We start from the raw sequence: 16,895 nt of genomic DNA on the forward strand, positions 1-16,895 counted from the left end.
CGAAAGCAAATCACAACTAAATATTACGACCATAAATCTTAACAGTGTTGTCATAAATATCAGAATATCAAAGTACGAAAGCAAATCACAACCACTTGGCCAGCGTGGACTTGAAGGAATGGGTTGTCATAAATATCAGAATATCAAAGTACGAAAGCAAATCACAACATCATTGCTTGCACACTATCAGGCAACGAGGTTGTCATAAATATCAGAATATCAAAGTACGAAAGCAAATCACAACAAGGCCAATGGTCTTGAGTTTTTTTGTTAGTTGTCATAAATATCAGAATATCAAAGTACGAAAGCAAATCACAACCAAGAACAAGCACAAGTGTTTTGAGATATGGTTGTCATAAATATCAGAATATCAAAGTACGAAAGCAAATCACAACTACCGCCTGTTGTGCTGCCCTATCGGTCTCGTTGTCATAAATATCAGAATATCAAAGTACGAAAGCAAATCACAACCATCAGCCATGTTCTACGATATTTTAAAGGTTGTCATAAATATCAGAATATCAAAGTACGAAAGCAAATCACAACTGGCTTTTATGATGGGGAGGCCAGCAAATGGTTGTCATAAATATCAGAATATCAAAGTACGAAAGCAAATCACAACAAAAGGCTCGGAAGTCAAAAAGAAATGAATGTTGTCATAAATATCAGAATATCAAAGTACGAAAGCAAATCACAACGCACAAGGCTTAAGGATGGAACTTGAAGAAGTTGTCATAAATATCAGAATATCAAAGTACGAAAGCAAATCACAACACTTACTTGACAACACAACCCTTAAATATGTTGTCATAAATATCAGAATATCAAAGTACGAAAGCAAATCACAACTTTGAAACTAAAATAAAACTTTTTACATTTGTTGTCATAAATATCAGAATATCAAAGTACGAAAGCAAATCACAACAAAGAGAAACGGAGAAAATTGAAAAAACGGGTTGTCATAAATATCAGAATATCAAAGTACGAAAGCAAATCACAACCAGACCACTACGAATATATATATAACTGATGTTGTCATAAATATCAGAATATCAAAGTACGAAAGCAAATCACAACTATGAGGAACCTCTTCGCCACAAAATACACGTTGTCATAAATATCAGAATATCAAAGTACGAAAGCAAATCACAACCCTGTACAAAAAGATTATTTTCATTGTCACGTTGTCATAAATATCAGAATATCAAAGTACGAAAGCAAATCACAACAGACGAAGAGTTTTTTGTAAGAAATAAAAAGTTGTCATAAATATCAGAATATCAAAGTACGAAAGCAAATCACAACCCATTGAAACTTACTTTAAAAATTTGCCTTGTTGTCATAAATATCAGAATATCAAAGTACGAAAGCAAATCACAACTTCCATCTAAACCTCCATCACCGCTGTATTGTTGTCATAAATATCAGAATATCAAAGTACGAAAGCAAATCACAACTACAGCCCTTGCCACTGGTATGGCTTTATGTTGTCATAAATATCAGAATATCAAAGTACGAAAGCAAATCACAACTACCAAAAAGAAATATTGGAAACAATAGAAGTTGTCATAAATATCAGAATATCAAAGTACGAAAGCAAATCACAACTACACTTGTGAGAGTTGCCTAATACATTCAGTTGTCATAAATATCAGAATATCAAAGTACGAAAGCAAATCACAACTGTCATCAATATCGACACTCACAACACTTTGTTGTCATAAATATCAGAATATCAAAGTACGAAAGCAAATCACAACTACTTTACAGGGCATATACTGGTAACTTTAGTTGTCATAAATATCAGAATATCAAAGTACGAAAGCAAATCACAACCTTTTTCTAAATCGACTTCAATGTCCTAATGTTGTCATAAATATCAGAATATCAAAGTACGAAAGCAAATCACAACTACCTGGTTGGCGTACAGCTCGTGATTCCGGTTGTCATAAATATCAGAATATCAAAGTACGAAAGCAAATCACAACACGCCAGTTAGAGCCGTCAGTCTTGTAAGTGTTGTCATAAATATCAGAATATCAAAGTACGAAAGCAAATCACAACTTTCAGGGTGTTGTTAGTGTCGTTGTTTCAGTTGTCATAAATATCAGAATATCAAAGTACGAAAGCAAATCACAACCAAGTTCAAATTAATGAATTGGGGTCAAAAGTTGTCATAAATATCAGAATATCAAAGTACGAAAGCAAATCACAACTAATATGGCACAAGTAAGAAGAATTATTGAGTTGTCATAAATATCAGAATATCAAAGTACGAAAGCAAATCACAACAAAAAACACCAACGAGTAAAATAATCTTTTGTTGTCATAAATATCAGAATATCAAAGTACGAAAGCAAATCACAACCACCGTGATCGCTTGCAGCATAATACCACAGTTGTCATAAATATCAGAATATCAAAGTACGAAAGCAAATCACAACTGCTTTACAGGGTTTATACCAACAATTTCAGTTGTCATAAATATCAGAATATCAAAGTACGAAAGCAAATCACAACGCATGGGTTTGGGGCTTCTTTAGTGGAAAAGTTGTCATAAATATCAGAATATCAAAGTACGAAAGCAAATCACAACCATGCCAACTATGGTGTGCCTGAATGTTTGTTGTCATAAATATCAGAATATCAAAGTACGAAAGCAAATCACAACACAACCCAAAACGAACAACTCACAACTCGCGTTGTCATAAATATCAGAATATCAAAGTACGAAAGCAAATCACAACTTTTACGTGGCTATCCGTTTCGGCCACTTCGTTGTCATAAATATCAGAATATCAAAGTACGAAAGCAAATCACAACTTCCAGTCCATTGTTTCAGTCCGCCATCACGTTGTCATAAATATCAGAATATCAAAGTACGAAAGCAAATCACAACAGTCCAAGCTGATTCTTGCAGGATGGACAAGTTGTCATAAATATCAGAATATCAAAGTACGAAAGCAAATCACAACTTGAACGCTGCAAATAAATTACTAACGTTTGTTGTCATAAATATCAGAATATCAAAGTACGAAAGCAAATCACAACCCGTAGTATCCACGGCTGCTGCCTATTCCTGTTGTCATAAATATCAGAATATCAAAGTACGAAAGCAAATCACAACACTGCCGAAAACAACGGATTCCACTCGTAAGTTGTCATAAATATCAGAATATCAAAGTACGAAAGCAAATCACAACTATGAGGAACCTCTTCGCCACAAAATACACGTTGTCATAAATATCAGAATATCAAAGTACGAAAGCAAATCACAACAGTAGACACGCCACTTCGGACGGAACGCCAGTTGTCATAAATATCAGAATATCAAAGTACGAAAGCAAATCACAACTATTCTTTTTATATCTATCCCTATCCGTATGTTGTCATAAATATCAGAATATCAAAGTACGAAAGCAAATCACAACTAGAAGATAAAATAAACAAGTGGGCTGATGGTTGTCATAAATATCAGAATATCAAAGTACGAAAGCAAATCACAACAATCCCCGATTTCCATATTTAGATAAATTAGTTGTCATAAATATCAGAATATCAAAGTACGAAAGCAAATCACAACAGATAACAACAAACAATAATGTGGTTAATAGTTGTCATAAATATCAGAATATCAAAGTACGAAAGCAAATCACAACATATTACAGCATCGGCATTGACTAATGCAAGTTGTCATAAATATCAGAATATCAAATCGGAACGCCGACCGGAACGAAACCAAATCACAACGCAAAAATAAGAATTATTTTGTTTAGTTTAGTTGTTATAAATATCAGAATATCAAATCGGAACGCCGACCAGAACGAAAGCAAATCACAACTCTTACACAAATGTAAATCAAAATATTTTAGTTGTCATAAATATCAGAATATCAAATCGGAACGCCGACCAGAACGAAAGCAAATCGCAACAAGTTCTCGACTAGGCTCGAACTGGCATTGATGGTGGCGAATATCAAATTACAACACCAAATTCGAGGTCAGGTATGACACGAAAACAAATCATAACTGGGTTCTTGGACTACCACTCCAGCTGACAAATACTGTCATTATTATCAATTAGGTCCCTAAATTTCGGTTTGCTTTCCAGACGATCGTAAATCATGACCTATTGTAGTTCTAAACGATTCTGTCACTCAACAGCAAATCTACAGTTTTGCTTTCAGCTAAATGTCATTTTTGAGAAAATTCCTAAAATACGAATTGCCTAAAAACGAGTAGCATACCGAATAATAAATATATTTTTTTATATTATCCGAATAATCTACTTTTGATTTTTCGACCGTTCAATAAAGATTCTATTTTCCTTAAAAGTCATTAAATCACAAGTCATGTACGATTCTGTTAATACAAGAATCATGATTTTAAGCAATCAATCTTTATACAATGATGCTTTGAAATCTTTGCTGAATACCGAAAATAAAGACTTCCAAGTGGACGGTCTTAACACTGAAGATCCCACCACATCAGAAAGCATCAAATCTTTTCAGCCTGAGGTAATTCTATTAGATGCAAACGGTATGGGAAAAAACATTTGGGATTTTTTAAACCTCACACACAAACAGTTTCCGTCGATTAAAATAATAATGTTGGCCAATAGCAACGAGCAAGTTTATCTTGATTATGCACATAAAAATGGTGCCGCTGGGTATATCCTCAAATCGTCACCTAAGGAATTGTTGGTGGCGGCTATAAGAATCGTTTTGAAGGAAGGCTCGTTTTATGACCCAGGCATAAAGACTTACAATAAAAATGGTATTCACCACAAAATCCAAGAAAAGTATAAACTTAGCAGTCGTGAATTAGAAATTATTATACTCATCAAAGACGGTCTATCGTCTAAAGACATGGCAAACTCTTTGGGAATTAGCTTCCACACTATAGAAGCTCACCGCAAAAACATCTATAATAAGCTACAAATCAATAAAGTGACAGAACTTTTAAAAATATTTGCCGAATTAGGCGGATGACCAAACCTTTCCTGCTAAAACACATTTTTTTAGAATAAAATGGCCTTTTGATTTTACTGAAATCACGAGGCTATTTTTTTTAGGTCTAGTAACTGTAAGCCAATCAATTTATTTAAGCTATTCTTGAAATAGACCCATATATTTGTAAAAAATCAAATCCGACCTCATTTATGCTAAAATATATATTGGCATTCTGTTTCTTCGCTTTTTACCAAATATCAGGATTTGGCCAAGAGTTCAATGGCAAAGCTTGCTCTACAACTAAAATCAGGGCCTTCCAAAACTCTAGAGCACAAGCTCGTCTAGCATTTCCTGGAGATGCCAATATTGATGCTGTTTTTCATCGTATAAAACTTAATATCAATCCCAATAACAGATTCCTTATCGGCTCGGTATTCACTACTTTTATAGCAAAGGCCGACATCAGCAATGTCAGTTTTGACCTTCAAACCAACATGAAGGTTGATTCTGTAATAATAGAGCACAAAAAAGTAAGCCATGCACAAGCAAGTAATAAGCTAAGCATTATACTACCTAAAGCCCTAAAAACAAATGAAGTACAAAGTCTTGAAATATTCTACCGAGGCACACCACGCACCTCAGCATTCGGAAGCTTTAGTATAGCTACCCACGGCAATGCCAAGTCACCAGTGGTGTGGACACTGAGCGAACCTTACGGAGCACAGGACTGGTGGCCTTGCAAAGACGACCCCTCCGACAAAATTGATAGCACGGAGGTATGGATAACTTTACCCGCAAGTTTCGTTTCTGTCTCAAACGGCGTTCAGAGCGGTATATTAAACCATCCTGACGGCACAAAAACCTACCAATGGAAAAGCTCACATCCCATAGCACACTATCTGATTTCGATAGCTTGTTCTAACTACCAGCTCTATCAAAATACATTTATCAACAACGGAAAAAGCATGCCTGTGGAGCATTATGTCTATCCAGAAATACTGACAACTGCCGTAAAAAATCAATTGGACCAGACCGTGGACATGCTCAAGTTTTTCACTGATTTGTTTGGCGAATATCCTTTTATAGATGAAAAATACGGCCATGCCATGTGCAACTTTGGAGGCGGCATGGAACACCAAACCGTAAGCTCTATGGGAGGTTTTTCGGAAGATTTGATAGCTCACGAATTGGCCCATCAGTGGTTTGGAGATAAGATCACCTGCAAAACTTGGTCGGATATATTCGTAAACGAGGCCTTCGCTTCTTATGCTGAGGCACTATTTCAAGAACATAAATATGGAAAAGAAGCTTATATGGAGACCATCAATGACCACGTGAGCAGAGCAAAAAAAACCACAGGACCCATATTTATTTCTAACCCTTTGGATGAAAATCTAATATTTAATTATGGACTTACTTATGGCAAAGGGGCAGTGGTGCTACACATGTTGAGGGGTGTATTGGGTGACTCTTTGTTTTTCAAATCTTTAAAAAATTACCAGCAATCGGAGTTTGCTTACAAAGCCGCCAGTATTCAAGACTTCAGAATTATTGCAGAAAAAACAAGTAAACAAGAATTGAAATATTTCTTTGATGAGTGGACATCAGGCCTATCCTATCCGAGATATACTTTTGATTATGCACAAACACAGGCCGACAGACTAAAAATAAACGTAAGTCAGCAGAAACTCAATACCAGCCCAACGTTTTTTAAAATGCCTATACAGTTTAAGATAATACTTGAATCTGGCAAGGAAATTACGCAGACCTTTTTTCAAAATGAAATTACTCAATCCTTTGAAGTTTTGAACTTAAAAGAATCTGTCAAAAATGTAATATTTGACCCAAACAATCTTATAATGAAAGATTTGACAAACTTGGGCGGAATTACTTCCAATGAAATTCAAGCTGAAACCTTTCATATATTTCCAAATCCAGCGACTGATTTTATTGAAATAAAACACCCGCTGAATAGCCTAAAAAGTATGGAAATATTAAACTCGAATGGACAGAAAGTGAAAGTAATATCCCCTAACACCACAAAAGTTGATATCAGGAATTTGAAAACTGGCACTTACTTTTTGAACCTAATTGGTGAGAATCAATCTAAGACTTTGACCTTTATAAAATATTAAACCAATACATATTTAACAATTTAATAACCCTGTAAAATTGCCAGAATGGACTGATATGCAGAAATTTGTGACATGAAAAACAAAATATACGCTTACAAAGCCATTATGCAAAACCAACCCAAATACAATTTTAGTGCTGACAATTATTCAGATTACCAAGATGAAATTCTGAGCCCTGAAGATTTTGATTTCTCAGATTATGAAGATTCGGAATATGACTCTTTAGAAGACAAGTAGTCTGAATATTCATCAAAGAAAGCCCATTCTGTATTATTTCACCAACATCCTTCGCAGTTCGTTAAGTTTCAACAAAGCCTCTATCGGCGACATGGTATCTACGTCCAATTCCGTCAATTTCGTTTTCAGTTCCTCTCCTACCGGATCTACAGGATCAAAAAAGCTCAACTGAAAGTTGTTCTTTGGGGGTACGTCGATACGGGCTTCCTTTATCTTCTCCTTATTTTTTTCTTTGATATGGTCCTTTTCAAGGTGATGCAAGATTTCGTTGGCCCTTAAAACCACCGATTGTGGCATGCCGGCAATCTGTGCCACATGAATACCAAAGCTGTGCTCACTTCCTCCCTCTTTTAGTTTTCGGAGAAAAACCACCTTTCCATTCAACTCTTTTACCGAAACATTGAAATTCTTGATGCGTTTAAAATCTTCTGTCAGTTGGTTAAGTTCATGATAGTGGGTTGCAAAGAGCGTCCAAGGTTTAAACTTGGCGTGATTGTGCAGATATTCGGCAATACTCCAGGCAATGCTCACACCGTCGTAAGTACTCGTTCCACGCCCAATTTCATCCATAATGACCAAACTTCTATCACTAAGGTTATTTAAAATGGAAGAAGTCTCTATCATCTCCACCATAAATGTACTTTCACCACGAGAGAGGTTATCGCTTGCTCCTACTCTAGTGAAAATTTTATCTACCAGGCCGATTTCGGCAGCAGAGGCCGGCACATAACAACCAATTTGAGTCATCAAAACTATCAAAGCTGTCTGACGCAAAAGAGCGGACTTACCTGCCATATTGGGCCCAGTGATGATGATAATTTGTTGGTCTTGGTCGTCTAAAAACGTATCGTTTGGCACATAACTTTCACCGAGTGGCAGTTGCTGCTCTATCACTGGGTGCCTTCCATTCTGTATATTAATGGCCTTGTTTTCAGTAACCACAGGCTTGCAATACTTATTTTTTTTAGCCACATGGGCAAAAGAAAGTAAAGCATCTATAGTAGATATTACCCGTGCATTTTGTTGAATCTGGGCCACAAACTCAGAAGCCGTAATAACCAAATCATTGAAAATCTTGAATTCAATCTCAAAAATCTTACTCTCTGCCGTCAATATCTTTTCTTCATAAATCTTGAGTTCCTCCGTGATGTACCTTTCGGCATTTACCAAGGTTTGTTTACGAATCCATTCTGCTGGCACTTTGTTTTTATGTGCATTGGACACCTCCAAATAATACCCAAAAACCTTGTTGAAGGCAATTTTGAGAGAAGGTATGCCAGTTCTCACTGATTCTCTATTTTGCAAATCCACCAAATAGTCTTTACCTGAAAATGCAATTTTGTGCAATTCGTCTAAGTCCGCGTCCACACCTGTGCAAATCATTCCGCCTTGATTGCTCAAATTGGGGGCATCGTCACGCAACTCTTTGGTTATTTTTTCTATCAAAAACTTACAATCACTCAGTTGGTTGATGTACTTTTCTAAGACTTTATTCTCATGTGTTTTTTTACCCAAAAGCTCCTTTATAGGTTCTATTTGAAGCAATGCCCTTTTGAGTTGTACCAATTCTCTCGGGCTTATTCTCCTCACGGCTACTTTAGAGACCAATCGCTCCAAGTCACCGATAGGTTTGAGCACTTGGCTTAAATCTGTCAAAACATCCTCGTCTTTCAGAAACATTTCTACGGTATCCAGTCGCTCTTCAATGGGTTTCTTTTCTTTAAGTGGCAATACCATCCATTTGCGGAGTAGCCTCGCTCCCATGGGTGTGTAGGTATAATCCAAAATATCTATTAAGGGTACACCGCCTTCAAACTGGGCATAGATAAGCTCCAAGTTTCTGATGGTAAATCTATCTAACCACACATATTTTTCCTCGTCCAATCGGGTCAAACTACTCACGTGGTTGATGTCACGGTGTTCAGTATCAGCCAAATACTGCAAAATAACCCCAGCCGCCGTGACACCCTCTTTGAGGTTTTCTATACCAAAACCTTTTAGTGAGTTGGTCTTAAAATGCCCAGTCAGGAGATTGTAAGCAAAATCAAAAGAATAGGCCCAATCGTCAAAAGTATAAGTATTGTATTTATCGCCAAATAAAGCCTCAAACCTCTGTTTGTGTTTTTTGCAATATAATATCTCCGCTGGGCTAAAACCCTGAATAAGCTTATCAATATAGGCCACTGAGCCTTCAGTAGTAAAAAACTCACCTGTAGAAATATCCAAGAAAGCCACACCCATACAGTCATCCGCTGCAAAATGTACCGAAGCCAGATAATTATTGTGCTTTAAATCTAGCACGTTATCATTGTAAGAAACCCCAGGAGTTACCAGCTCTGTCACCCCTCTTTTCACAATACCTTTGGCTTGGCTCGGGTCTTCGAGTTGGTCACAAATCGCTACCCTTTGGCCAGCTCTGACAAGCTTTGGCAGATAATTATCCAGCGAATGATGCGGAAATCCGGCCAATTCTTCATGAGCCCCACCATTGTTTCTACGGGTGAGTACAATACCCAATATCTTAGACGCCTTTATAGCATCTTCACCAAAAGTCTCATAAAAATCACCCACCCTGAAGAGTAGCATAGCCCCAGGGTATTTTACTTTTATTTGATTGTACTGTTTCGAGAGTGGAGTTTCTTTTGGGGCGGCGGGTTTGGCCATGTTTCTTTACAAAATATAATACTTATAGATAGATTTACTCACCTCAAAATTATATAAATTTGTTCGGAAATAGACCTCAAAACCAGAAAATAATAATAAAACATGCTAAAAATAGAACACATTGGTATCGCCGTAAAAAACCTCGAAGCTTCTAATGAAATATTTAGCAAACTGTTTAACAAACCGCATTACAAAGAGGAAGAAGTAGCTTCTGAAGGCGTAAAAACCTCTTTTTTTCAATTGGCAGATTCGAAAATAGAATTATTAGAAGCCACCAATACCGAAAGCCCAATAGCTAAATTTATAGAAAAAAAAGGCGAGGGTATTCACCACATTGCCTTTGAAGTAAGCGATATTTTGTCAGAAATGAAGAGATTGAAAAATGAAGGTTTTACCTTACTAAACACTGAGCCCAAAAACGGGGCAGATAATAAATTGGTGTGTTTTTTACACCCCAAAACCACCAATAGCGTGCTGATAGAGCTGTGCCAAGAAAAAAATAAGGTCTAATTGTTCCAAATCAAAAGGTTATCAGTCGATTTATCTTAAATTTGTGCTTTGAATTTGTAGTTCATAACCTATTTCGTGTGTCAGCAAAGAAAAAATTAAGAGCATTAGCCGTAGTTTTACCTCAATTTCATCCTTTCCCAGAAAACGACAAATGGTGGGGGAAGGGATTTACAGAATGGACCAATGTGACCAAAGCACGACCAAGTTTTAAAGGACATTATCAGCCGCACTTGCCTGCAGATTTGGGTTTTTATGACATGCGTTTGCTGCAAACTCTTATCGACCAAGCCAATTTGGCCGAAGAACATAATTTATCAGGTTTTTGTTTTTACCACTATTGGTTTAATGGCAAAAGACTCCTAGAAACTCCTATAAATAAGATACTTGCAAGTCAGAAACCAGACTTTCCGTTTATGTTGGCTTGGGCCAATGAAAACTGGTCGAGACGCTGGGATGGCCAAGACCAAGAAGTATTGATGGAGCAAAAATACAATGCCGAAGACCATGCAGCACATGCAAAATACCTCTGTGAGCATGAATTCAAAGATGAGCGTTATATAAAAGTTAATGGAAAGCCTTTCTTCCTTTTTTACAATGCCCACATCATTCCTGACTTGAAGGAAACTATTCAGATCTGGCGAAATGTAGCAAAAGAGCATGGTTTCAAAGACATCTATTTGGGCGGCATAAAAACCTCCTCGCATTATATACCAGACGCCGAAGACCTGGGTTTTGATGTGGTGATAGAATGGCAGCCAGATTGGAAAAATCTGGAAATAGTCCCTAATCTATGGGATAGAATTAAAAACAAATTTTCTTTGGGAAAAACTTATAGAAAGATTGATTTTAAAGAAGTTACCAAACGAATGATGGCAAAACCTTGCCCGCCAAACAAGCATTTCCATTGTGTAGTACCCGGCTGGGACAACAGTGCCAGAAGAAAAAACAACGCCTTCATCATGGCCGATGCCACTCCTGAATTATACGCAGAGTGGCTTAAAAACACATGCGAAAAAGCAGAGGTTTATTCAGAAGAAGAGAACTTTGTGTTCATCAACGCCTGGAACGAATGGGCAGAAGGAAATCACCTAGAACCCGATAGAAAATGGAAGCGGGCATTTTTAGAAAAAACTAGAGACATTTTAAGCATTTATAAATGATTGCGAAAAAAATAAAAGACCTTGTACAGCGTATAGCCCACAAATTTGGCTACCATGTACTGAGCAAAAATAGCATCTCGGGCGACATGATTCTGTTTTTAAAAGGAATCAAAAACAGAGGTGCCTCAGTGAAAAACATACTAGACATAGGAGCCCACAAGGCCGATTGGAGTCTAATGACTTCTGATATTTTTCCAGAAGCCGCCTACTACATGATAGAGCCACAGGACGAAATGAAGCCCTACATTGAAACATTCCTCAAAAACCACAAAGGGGCTTGGTTTCAGGGCGGAGCAGGTGCCGAAAACGGCGAATTAACTTTGAGCGTTTGGGATGATTTTGCAGGCTCTTCATTTCTGCTTCCCGAAGGAGAAGAGAGTGGCAAAAAACAAAGAAAAGTACCTATTTATACAGTAGACTCATTGATAGGAAACAACAAAATGCCGATTCCAGATATCTGCAAAATTGATGTACAAGGCTTTGAAATTGAAGTACTTAAAGGAGCAAAAGCCATATTAGGCAAAACAGATATTTTCATATTGGAAGCTTCATTATTTAGGTTTTCTCCCAACCAACCATTACTGCATGAAATCATTGATTTTATGGTAAAACACGGTTATGTTATTTACGATTTTGCTGGCTTTGCAAATCGCCCCATGGATAAAGCTCTCGGTCAATTAGACATCTGTTTTGTGTTAGAAAACAGCCCATTAAGGAGTAGCCAAGGCTGGTAAATGCTTATTTAGTAGCCATGGTTTCGTTTTTTAATCAAACATTATTGTATATTTTTGTAAATATTTAAAAATCTGAAATTCTTATTTCAAGATTTTATATAAAAACAAGGAGTATAAAAATTAGAATTAATGCCAAAAGTAACTGTAATACTTCCAAACTACAACCACCAAGACTACATAGAAGAACGAATAGAAAGTATTCTTAATCAAGAATTTAGAGACTTTGAACTCATCATTCTTGACGACGCCTCAATAGACAAAAGCCCCGAAAACATCAGAAAATTCCTCACGGATTCGCGTATAATAGAGTTTGTAATTAACGACCAAAACTCAGGCTCAACATTTATACAATGGGAAAAAGGTCTGCAAAAGGCCCAAGGAGAATATATTTGGATTGCCGAAAGTGATGACATTGCCGACAAACGATTTCTTTCAGAACTCATCACGGTTTTAGATAATGACCCTAAAGTAGGCATTGCGTTTTGCCCATCAGTTTGGATAGACGACAATGGCAATAAAATACTAGAGCCAGAGCATGAAGCTGAAGAAGACTTTTGGCAAGGAAACCAATTGATTCAAAATGAGTTTCTCGCTGGAAACCTCATTTATAATGCAAGCTCTGCAGTTTTCAGGAAAGATTTGATAAAAAAAGTCAATTTTTCCCAAATTAGGCAATTTAAATATACCGGAGATTGGCTCTTCTGGGTTCAGCTGATTTCTGACGTACAGGTAAAGAGAATCGGCAAACGTTTGAATTTTTTCAGAAGACATCCAAACAATGTGTCTTTTAAGTCTGAAAGAGACGGTTTACAATTTATAGAAGGCATAAAGATTGCGTTAAATATATTCAAGAATTATCCAATATCTTGGACAAAGAAAAGAAAGACTATGCTATTTTGGACAAAGAAACTCTTTCTTTCTGAAAACGTTGACAAAGAGGCTGTTCTGCAAAAAATGCCATTTGAAGTAAAGACATATTTTGCTTTTTTTAAACTTTTTGGCAAGTAAATATGAAAGGAATTTCGGTTATAATAGCTTGTTTTAATAGTGAAAAAGTAATTGCCACTACGCTTAATCACCTTCAAAACCAAAAAAACACTGAAGCCATCCCTTGGGAAGTAATACTTGTAGACAACAACTCTACTGACCAAACTTCGGTTGTAGCCGATAAAGTCTGGAATGAAAACCCAATTGTTCCTCTTAATATTTTAACAGAAGAAAATATTGGAGAAGCACATGCACGCAAAAGGGGAATAAAGGCCGCAAGATATAGCATTCTGAGCATTGTAGATGACGACAACTGGGTGGCCGAAGATTGGATATTTAAGATAAATAACTATTTTGAAAACCCAGAAATCGGCCTCATTGGTTGTGCTGGCACCGGAGAGTTTGAATCTACTCCGCCAAATTGGTTTTTTAAAAATCAACATGCATTTGCCATCGGAAAACTCTACGATGGAGATTTCGTTGACATCACTGATAGTGCCATTGTACCGGGAGCGGGTCTCTGTGTGAGAAGACATGTTTATGACGTCTTATTTAAACTTGATTGGATGCCCTTTTTGCAAGGTAGGGTTGGAAATAAACAGTCAGCAGGTGCCGATAGTGAGATGTGTTATGTAACAAGGCTGCTTGGATACAAAATATATTATTCTAACTTACTTACATTCAAACACTTTACTGCCTCGCACCGAATTACTTGGGATCGCTTAACTAGAATGACAGAGGGCTTTGGTGAAGCAGATGTCTTTACTTTACCCTACAAGATTTTATACGAGGAATCAAAGGGCAGTAAAACTCTGTTAAACAACTTACGAAAAAAATGGTGGTTTAATTTCTTAGGCAAAAAAGTTGCTTTGTGGATTAATGACCCTTTAAATTTTACAGTTGCCCCATCATTTTCGCAGAAAGAACTATATAGAATAAGAAATCGGGCGTTCTGTGATACTATATGGCGAGAAAGAACAAAATTTCAGAATAGTTTTGAATATTTGAGACTTATTTCAGAAAGAAATACGCAACAACAGAAGCCTTCGTTTATATAAAATACTCGTCTTTTGAATATATTGATCAAATACTTACTAGTATTTTTAATATTACTGTGCAAATTAGCTTTGGCACAGTCAAAATATGTTGAGGGCGTAATAATATCTAAAAGCAGCTTTAGACCTATTGAATATGCTAATATTCAGGACAAATCAAAATCTATTGGCATAACTTCAGATTCTTTAGGGAATTTTCGTTTGTCAGTTTCTTCCAAAAACACATTATTAAGCATTAGTTGTGTGGGCTATGAAAGCACCACAATAAGAGTTGACCCCGAAACTTTTGTGGTCATTAGACTGTCACCGACAGAAAGCCAACTGGCTGAAATAACTATAAAACCCAAAGAAAATCCGGCTTTTGAAATAATCAGGCGTACTCTGGCTCATGCTGAAAGAAACAATCCAAACAAAATATCTCAATTCAAGGCCAGCCACTATTGCAAAATTGGTTTGAGTGGCGAAATATTAAAATACTTTCAAAATAGTACGGCAGATTCTATCTCAAAAACTGACAGAGGCCTATTGATAGTTGAAAATTTGGGAGATTTTTTTCAGAAAAATAAACAACAGAAAGACGTTGTCAAGTTTACAATTAGTAATTTACCCAAAAACTACCCAGTCAATCTATTCACCAATAGTCAAATAAACCCTTTTGGGTTTTATGAACCACTCATCCAAATAAACCTAAATCAACTTACGGCACTTTCGAGCAATGGTTCCTTACAAAATCAGAGATTTTATGTAAACCCAATAAATGAAAAAACCTTTTCTCAATATGATTTTCATTTGATAGATACCCTTAAAAATTCATCTGATAGTATTTTTAAAATAAGCTATAAACCCAAAAAAGGAGTCTCATTTAATGGATTAGTTGGAGAAATCTTAATAAGTTCAGACGGCTATGCCATTAAAGAAGTTTTTGCAAAAAATGCAGATACTTTACAAATTCTAAACTTTAAAATCCATCAATTATATGAACAAAATGACACCCAGTGGTATCCCCATTACAGAGCTTTGAGCTTAGAATATCTACACAAACTAGAAAAGCGGGATTTGAAATTCACCTTCTCGATAGAAGATTATTTTTCAAATTTCACAAAGACTTTTGAGTCAAAAGAGGTATATTTTGATGGCACATATCGCATAATTTCACCAAAAGCAGATACCATATCGAGAAGTGAATTTGATAAATTGCGTTCGGTTGAGCTACTTTTAAGAGATCGCCAACTGTACAGCAAGTCTGATTTATTCAATCAGAAACCGCTTTTTCGAAAAATTATAGTACCAGGCATGGCCATAGCAAAAACGTCCATCAATAATGGTTTAATGGTAGGCCCATTTTTTCTTCTTTATAATCAGTTAGATTATAATCAGCACGAGAAAATTAGATTGGGACTTGGCATTCAAAACGATATTCAGAGAAGTCCAAGATGGAGAATTTATGGTGGAGGGGCTTATGGCATTGGTGACAAAAAAATAAAATATGAAGGGATTTTAAGCTATCATATAACCAAAGACCGTTACAATAAAATCGAAATTTATGGAGGTAATGATGTGAGAAGACCAGGACAAAACCCTTTACTTTTTGCAAACTATGTGTTACCTCAAAAGATTGGCTTGAACTTAGGAAGTGGAGATTATCTGCTCGATAATTATAAAAAAATAGGCTTTGCAGCTTATTTTAAACCATTCAATTGGACACAAATAAAACTATTCTTCGAAAAAGAAACGCGAGCACCTGTAAGCTACAAATTGGCCGAAAACACTGTGAGCGATTATAATCATACGGGCTTGAGTATCAGGTTTGCACGTAAAGAAACATTGCTGCGTACGGGTTATTTTGAAACGGTTACTAATCCCTACTACCCAATTATCAGATTCAATGTCAGCCATTTTAATAGCAACAAAACCTACCACAGCAACTTCTGGAAAGCAAATATTGTGGTTAGCCATCAAATCAGAACGAAGAAAGTGGGTAAAACTATGACCAATATTTCGGCGGGACATGCATGGGGAATATTACCTTTTCAATATCTGTTTAATAACCTCTCAGTACCTCTAAATATATGGGGAAGCAATAGCAAAGAAGGGTTTCAGATGCTCAGTACTGCTGAGCTAGGTTACAATAATTACGTTTCGGTATCGATTTTTCATGATTTTGAAAAAACCTTATGGAGATTACAGAGCCCTTGGTTTCAGCCGGAGTTTATGATTGGCAACAAAATGGCCATCGGTACACTTAGTCAATCGGCTCCATTAGTAAATGGCAAACCTCTGAAAGATATAAATCAAGGAGTTTTTGAGGTGTCGATGAGTATAAGAAATATCTTAAAAGTTAAGATTAGAGGTTTCAGAATCGGTTTGGGAGTAAATATGGTCTACGATTATTCTCCTGAGAGATTTGGCCCGAGCAGATTTGGAATTAGACCATTTATCATACCTGTTTTATTCTAAAATCC

At 36.4% G+C, this 16,895-nt stretch carries 10 protein-coding genes and 1 CRISPR repeat array (1 of these 11 cut by a window edge); of the genes, 9 read left to right on the forward strand and 1 reads right to left on the reverse strand.

Annotated features, from left to right (window positions below; genetic code table 11):
* Positions 1-3,659: direct repeats of the CRISPR family, unit length 46 nt; unit sequence GTTGTCATAAATATCAGAATATCAAAGTACGAAAGCAAATCACAAC (it extends 863 nt beyond the left edge of the window).
* 692 nt (positions 3,660-4,351) lie between these two features.
* From EGI26_RS01155 to EGI26_RS01165, 3 genes are all read left to right on the forward strand, one after another.
* Positions 4,352-4,990 carry a response regulator transcription factor gene (locus EGI26_RS01155; RefSeq protein ID WP_255075780.1) on the forward strand — a complete coding sequence of 213 codons (639 nt, stop codon included), beginning with the start codon at positions 4,352-4,354 and terminating at the stop codon, positions 4,988-4,990.
* 170 nt (positions 4,991-5,160) lie between these two features.
* Entirely contained in the window at positions 5,161-7,086 is a 1,926-nt protein-coding gene (locus tag EGI26_RS01160) for a M1 family aminopeptidase (protein ID WP_255075781.1), read from the forward strand.
* A 72-nt stretch (positions 7,087-7,158) separates the two neighbouring features.
* A complete protein-coding gene (locus EGI26_RS01165; protein ID WP_255075782.1) occupies positions 7,159-7,323 on the forward strand; it encodes a hypothetical protein in 165 nt (54 codons plus the stop codon).
* Between the two features lie 33 nt (positions 7,324-7,356).
* Here EGI26_RS01165 and mutS read toward each other — a convergent pair whose 3' ends face one another.
* Positions 7,357-9,987: a DNA mismatch repair protein MutS gene (gene mutS, locus EGI26_RS01170; RefSeq protein ID WP_255075783.1), complete on the reverse strand. Its 2,631-nt coding sequence runs from the start codon at positions 9,985-9,987 to the stop codon at positions 7,357-7,359.
* 102 nt (positions 9,988-10,089) lie between these two features.
* Here mutS and mce point away from each other — a divergent pair, with 102 nt between their 5' ends.
* The 6 genes from mce (at position 10,090) to EGI26_RS01200 (ending at position 16,890) form a co-directional block, all read left to right on the forward strand.
* Positions 10,090-10,497 (forward strand): methylmalonyl-CoA epimerase, encoded by a 408-nt coding sequence (mce, locus tag EGI26_RS01175; RefSeq protein WP_255075784.1) that lies wholly within the window; start codon positions 10,090-10,092, stop codon positions 10,495-10,497.
* A 77-nt stretch (positions 10,498-10,574) separates the two neighbouring features.
* Positions 10,575-11,657, forward strand: coding sequence for a glycoside hydrolase family 99-like domain-containing protein (locus EGI26_RS01180; protein WP_255075786.1), 1,083 nt, complete (start codon positions 10,575-10,577; stop codon positions 11,655-11,657).
* The gene (locus EGI26_RS01185) at positions 11,654-12,391 is read left to right on the forward strand and encodes an FkbM family methyltransferase (protein WP_255075787.1); all 738 of its coding nucleotides are present in this window, start codon (positions 11,654-11,656) and stop codon (positions 12,389-12,391) included. The genes EGI26_RS01180 and EGI26_RS01185 overlap by 4 nt, the downstream gene beginning before the upstream one ends.
* Positions 12,392-12,520: 129 nt before the next feature.
* Positions 12,521-13,399 carry a glycosyltransferase family 2 protein gene (locus EGI26_RS01190; RefSeq protein WP_255075789.1) on the forward strand — a complete coding sequence of 293 codons (879 nt, stop codon included), beginning with the start codon at positions 12,521-12,523 and terminating at the stop codon, positions 13,397-13,399.
* 2 nt (positions 13,400-13,401) lie between these two features.
* On the forward strand, positions 13,402-14,436 hold the full coding sequence (locus EGI26_RS01195; protein WP_255075790.1) for a glycosyltransferase: 1,035 nt from the start codon (positions 13,402-13,404) through the stop codon (positions 14,434-14,436).
* 69 nt (positions 14,437-14,505) lie between these two features.
* Positions 14,506-16,890 (forward strand): DUF5686 family protein, encoded by a 2,385-nt coding sequence (locus EGI26_RS01200; RefSeq protein WP_255075791.1) that lies wholly within the window; start codon positions 14,506-14,508, stop codon positions 16,888-16,890.
* Positions 16,891-16,895 lie beyond the last annotated feature (5 nt).

This window comes from Lacihabitans sp. CCS-44 (assembly GCF_024343735.1).
Classification (GTDB): Bacteria; Bacteroidota; Bacteroidia; order Cytophagales; family Spirosomataceae; genus Leadbetterella.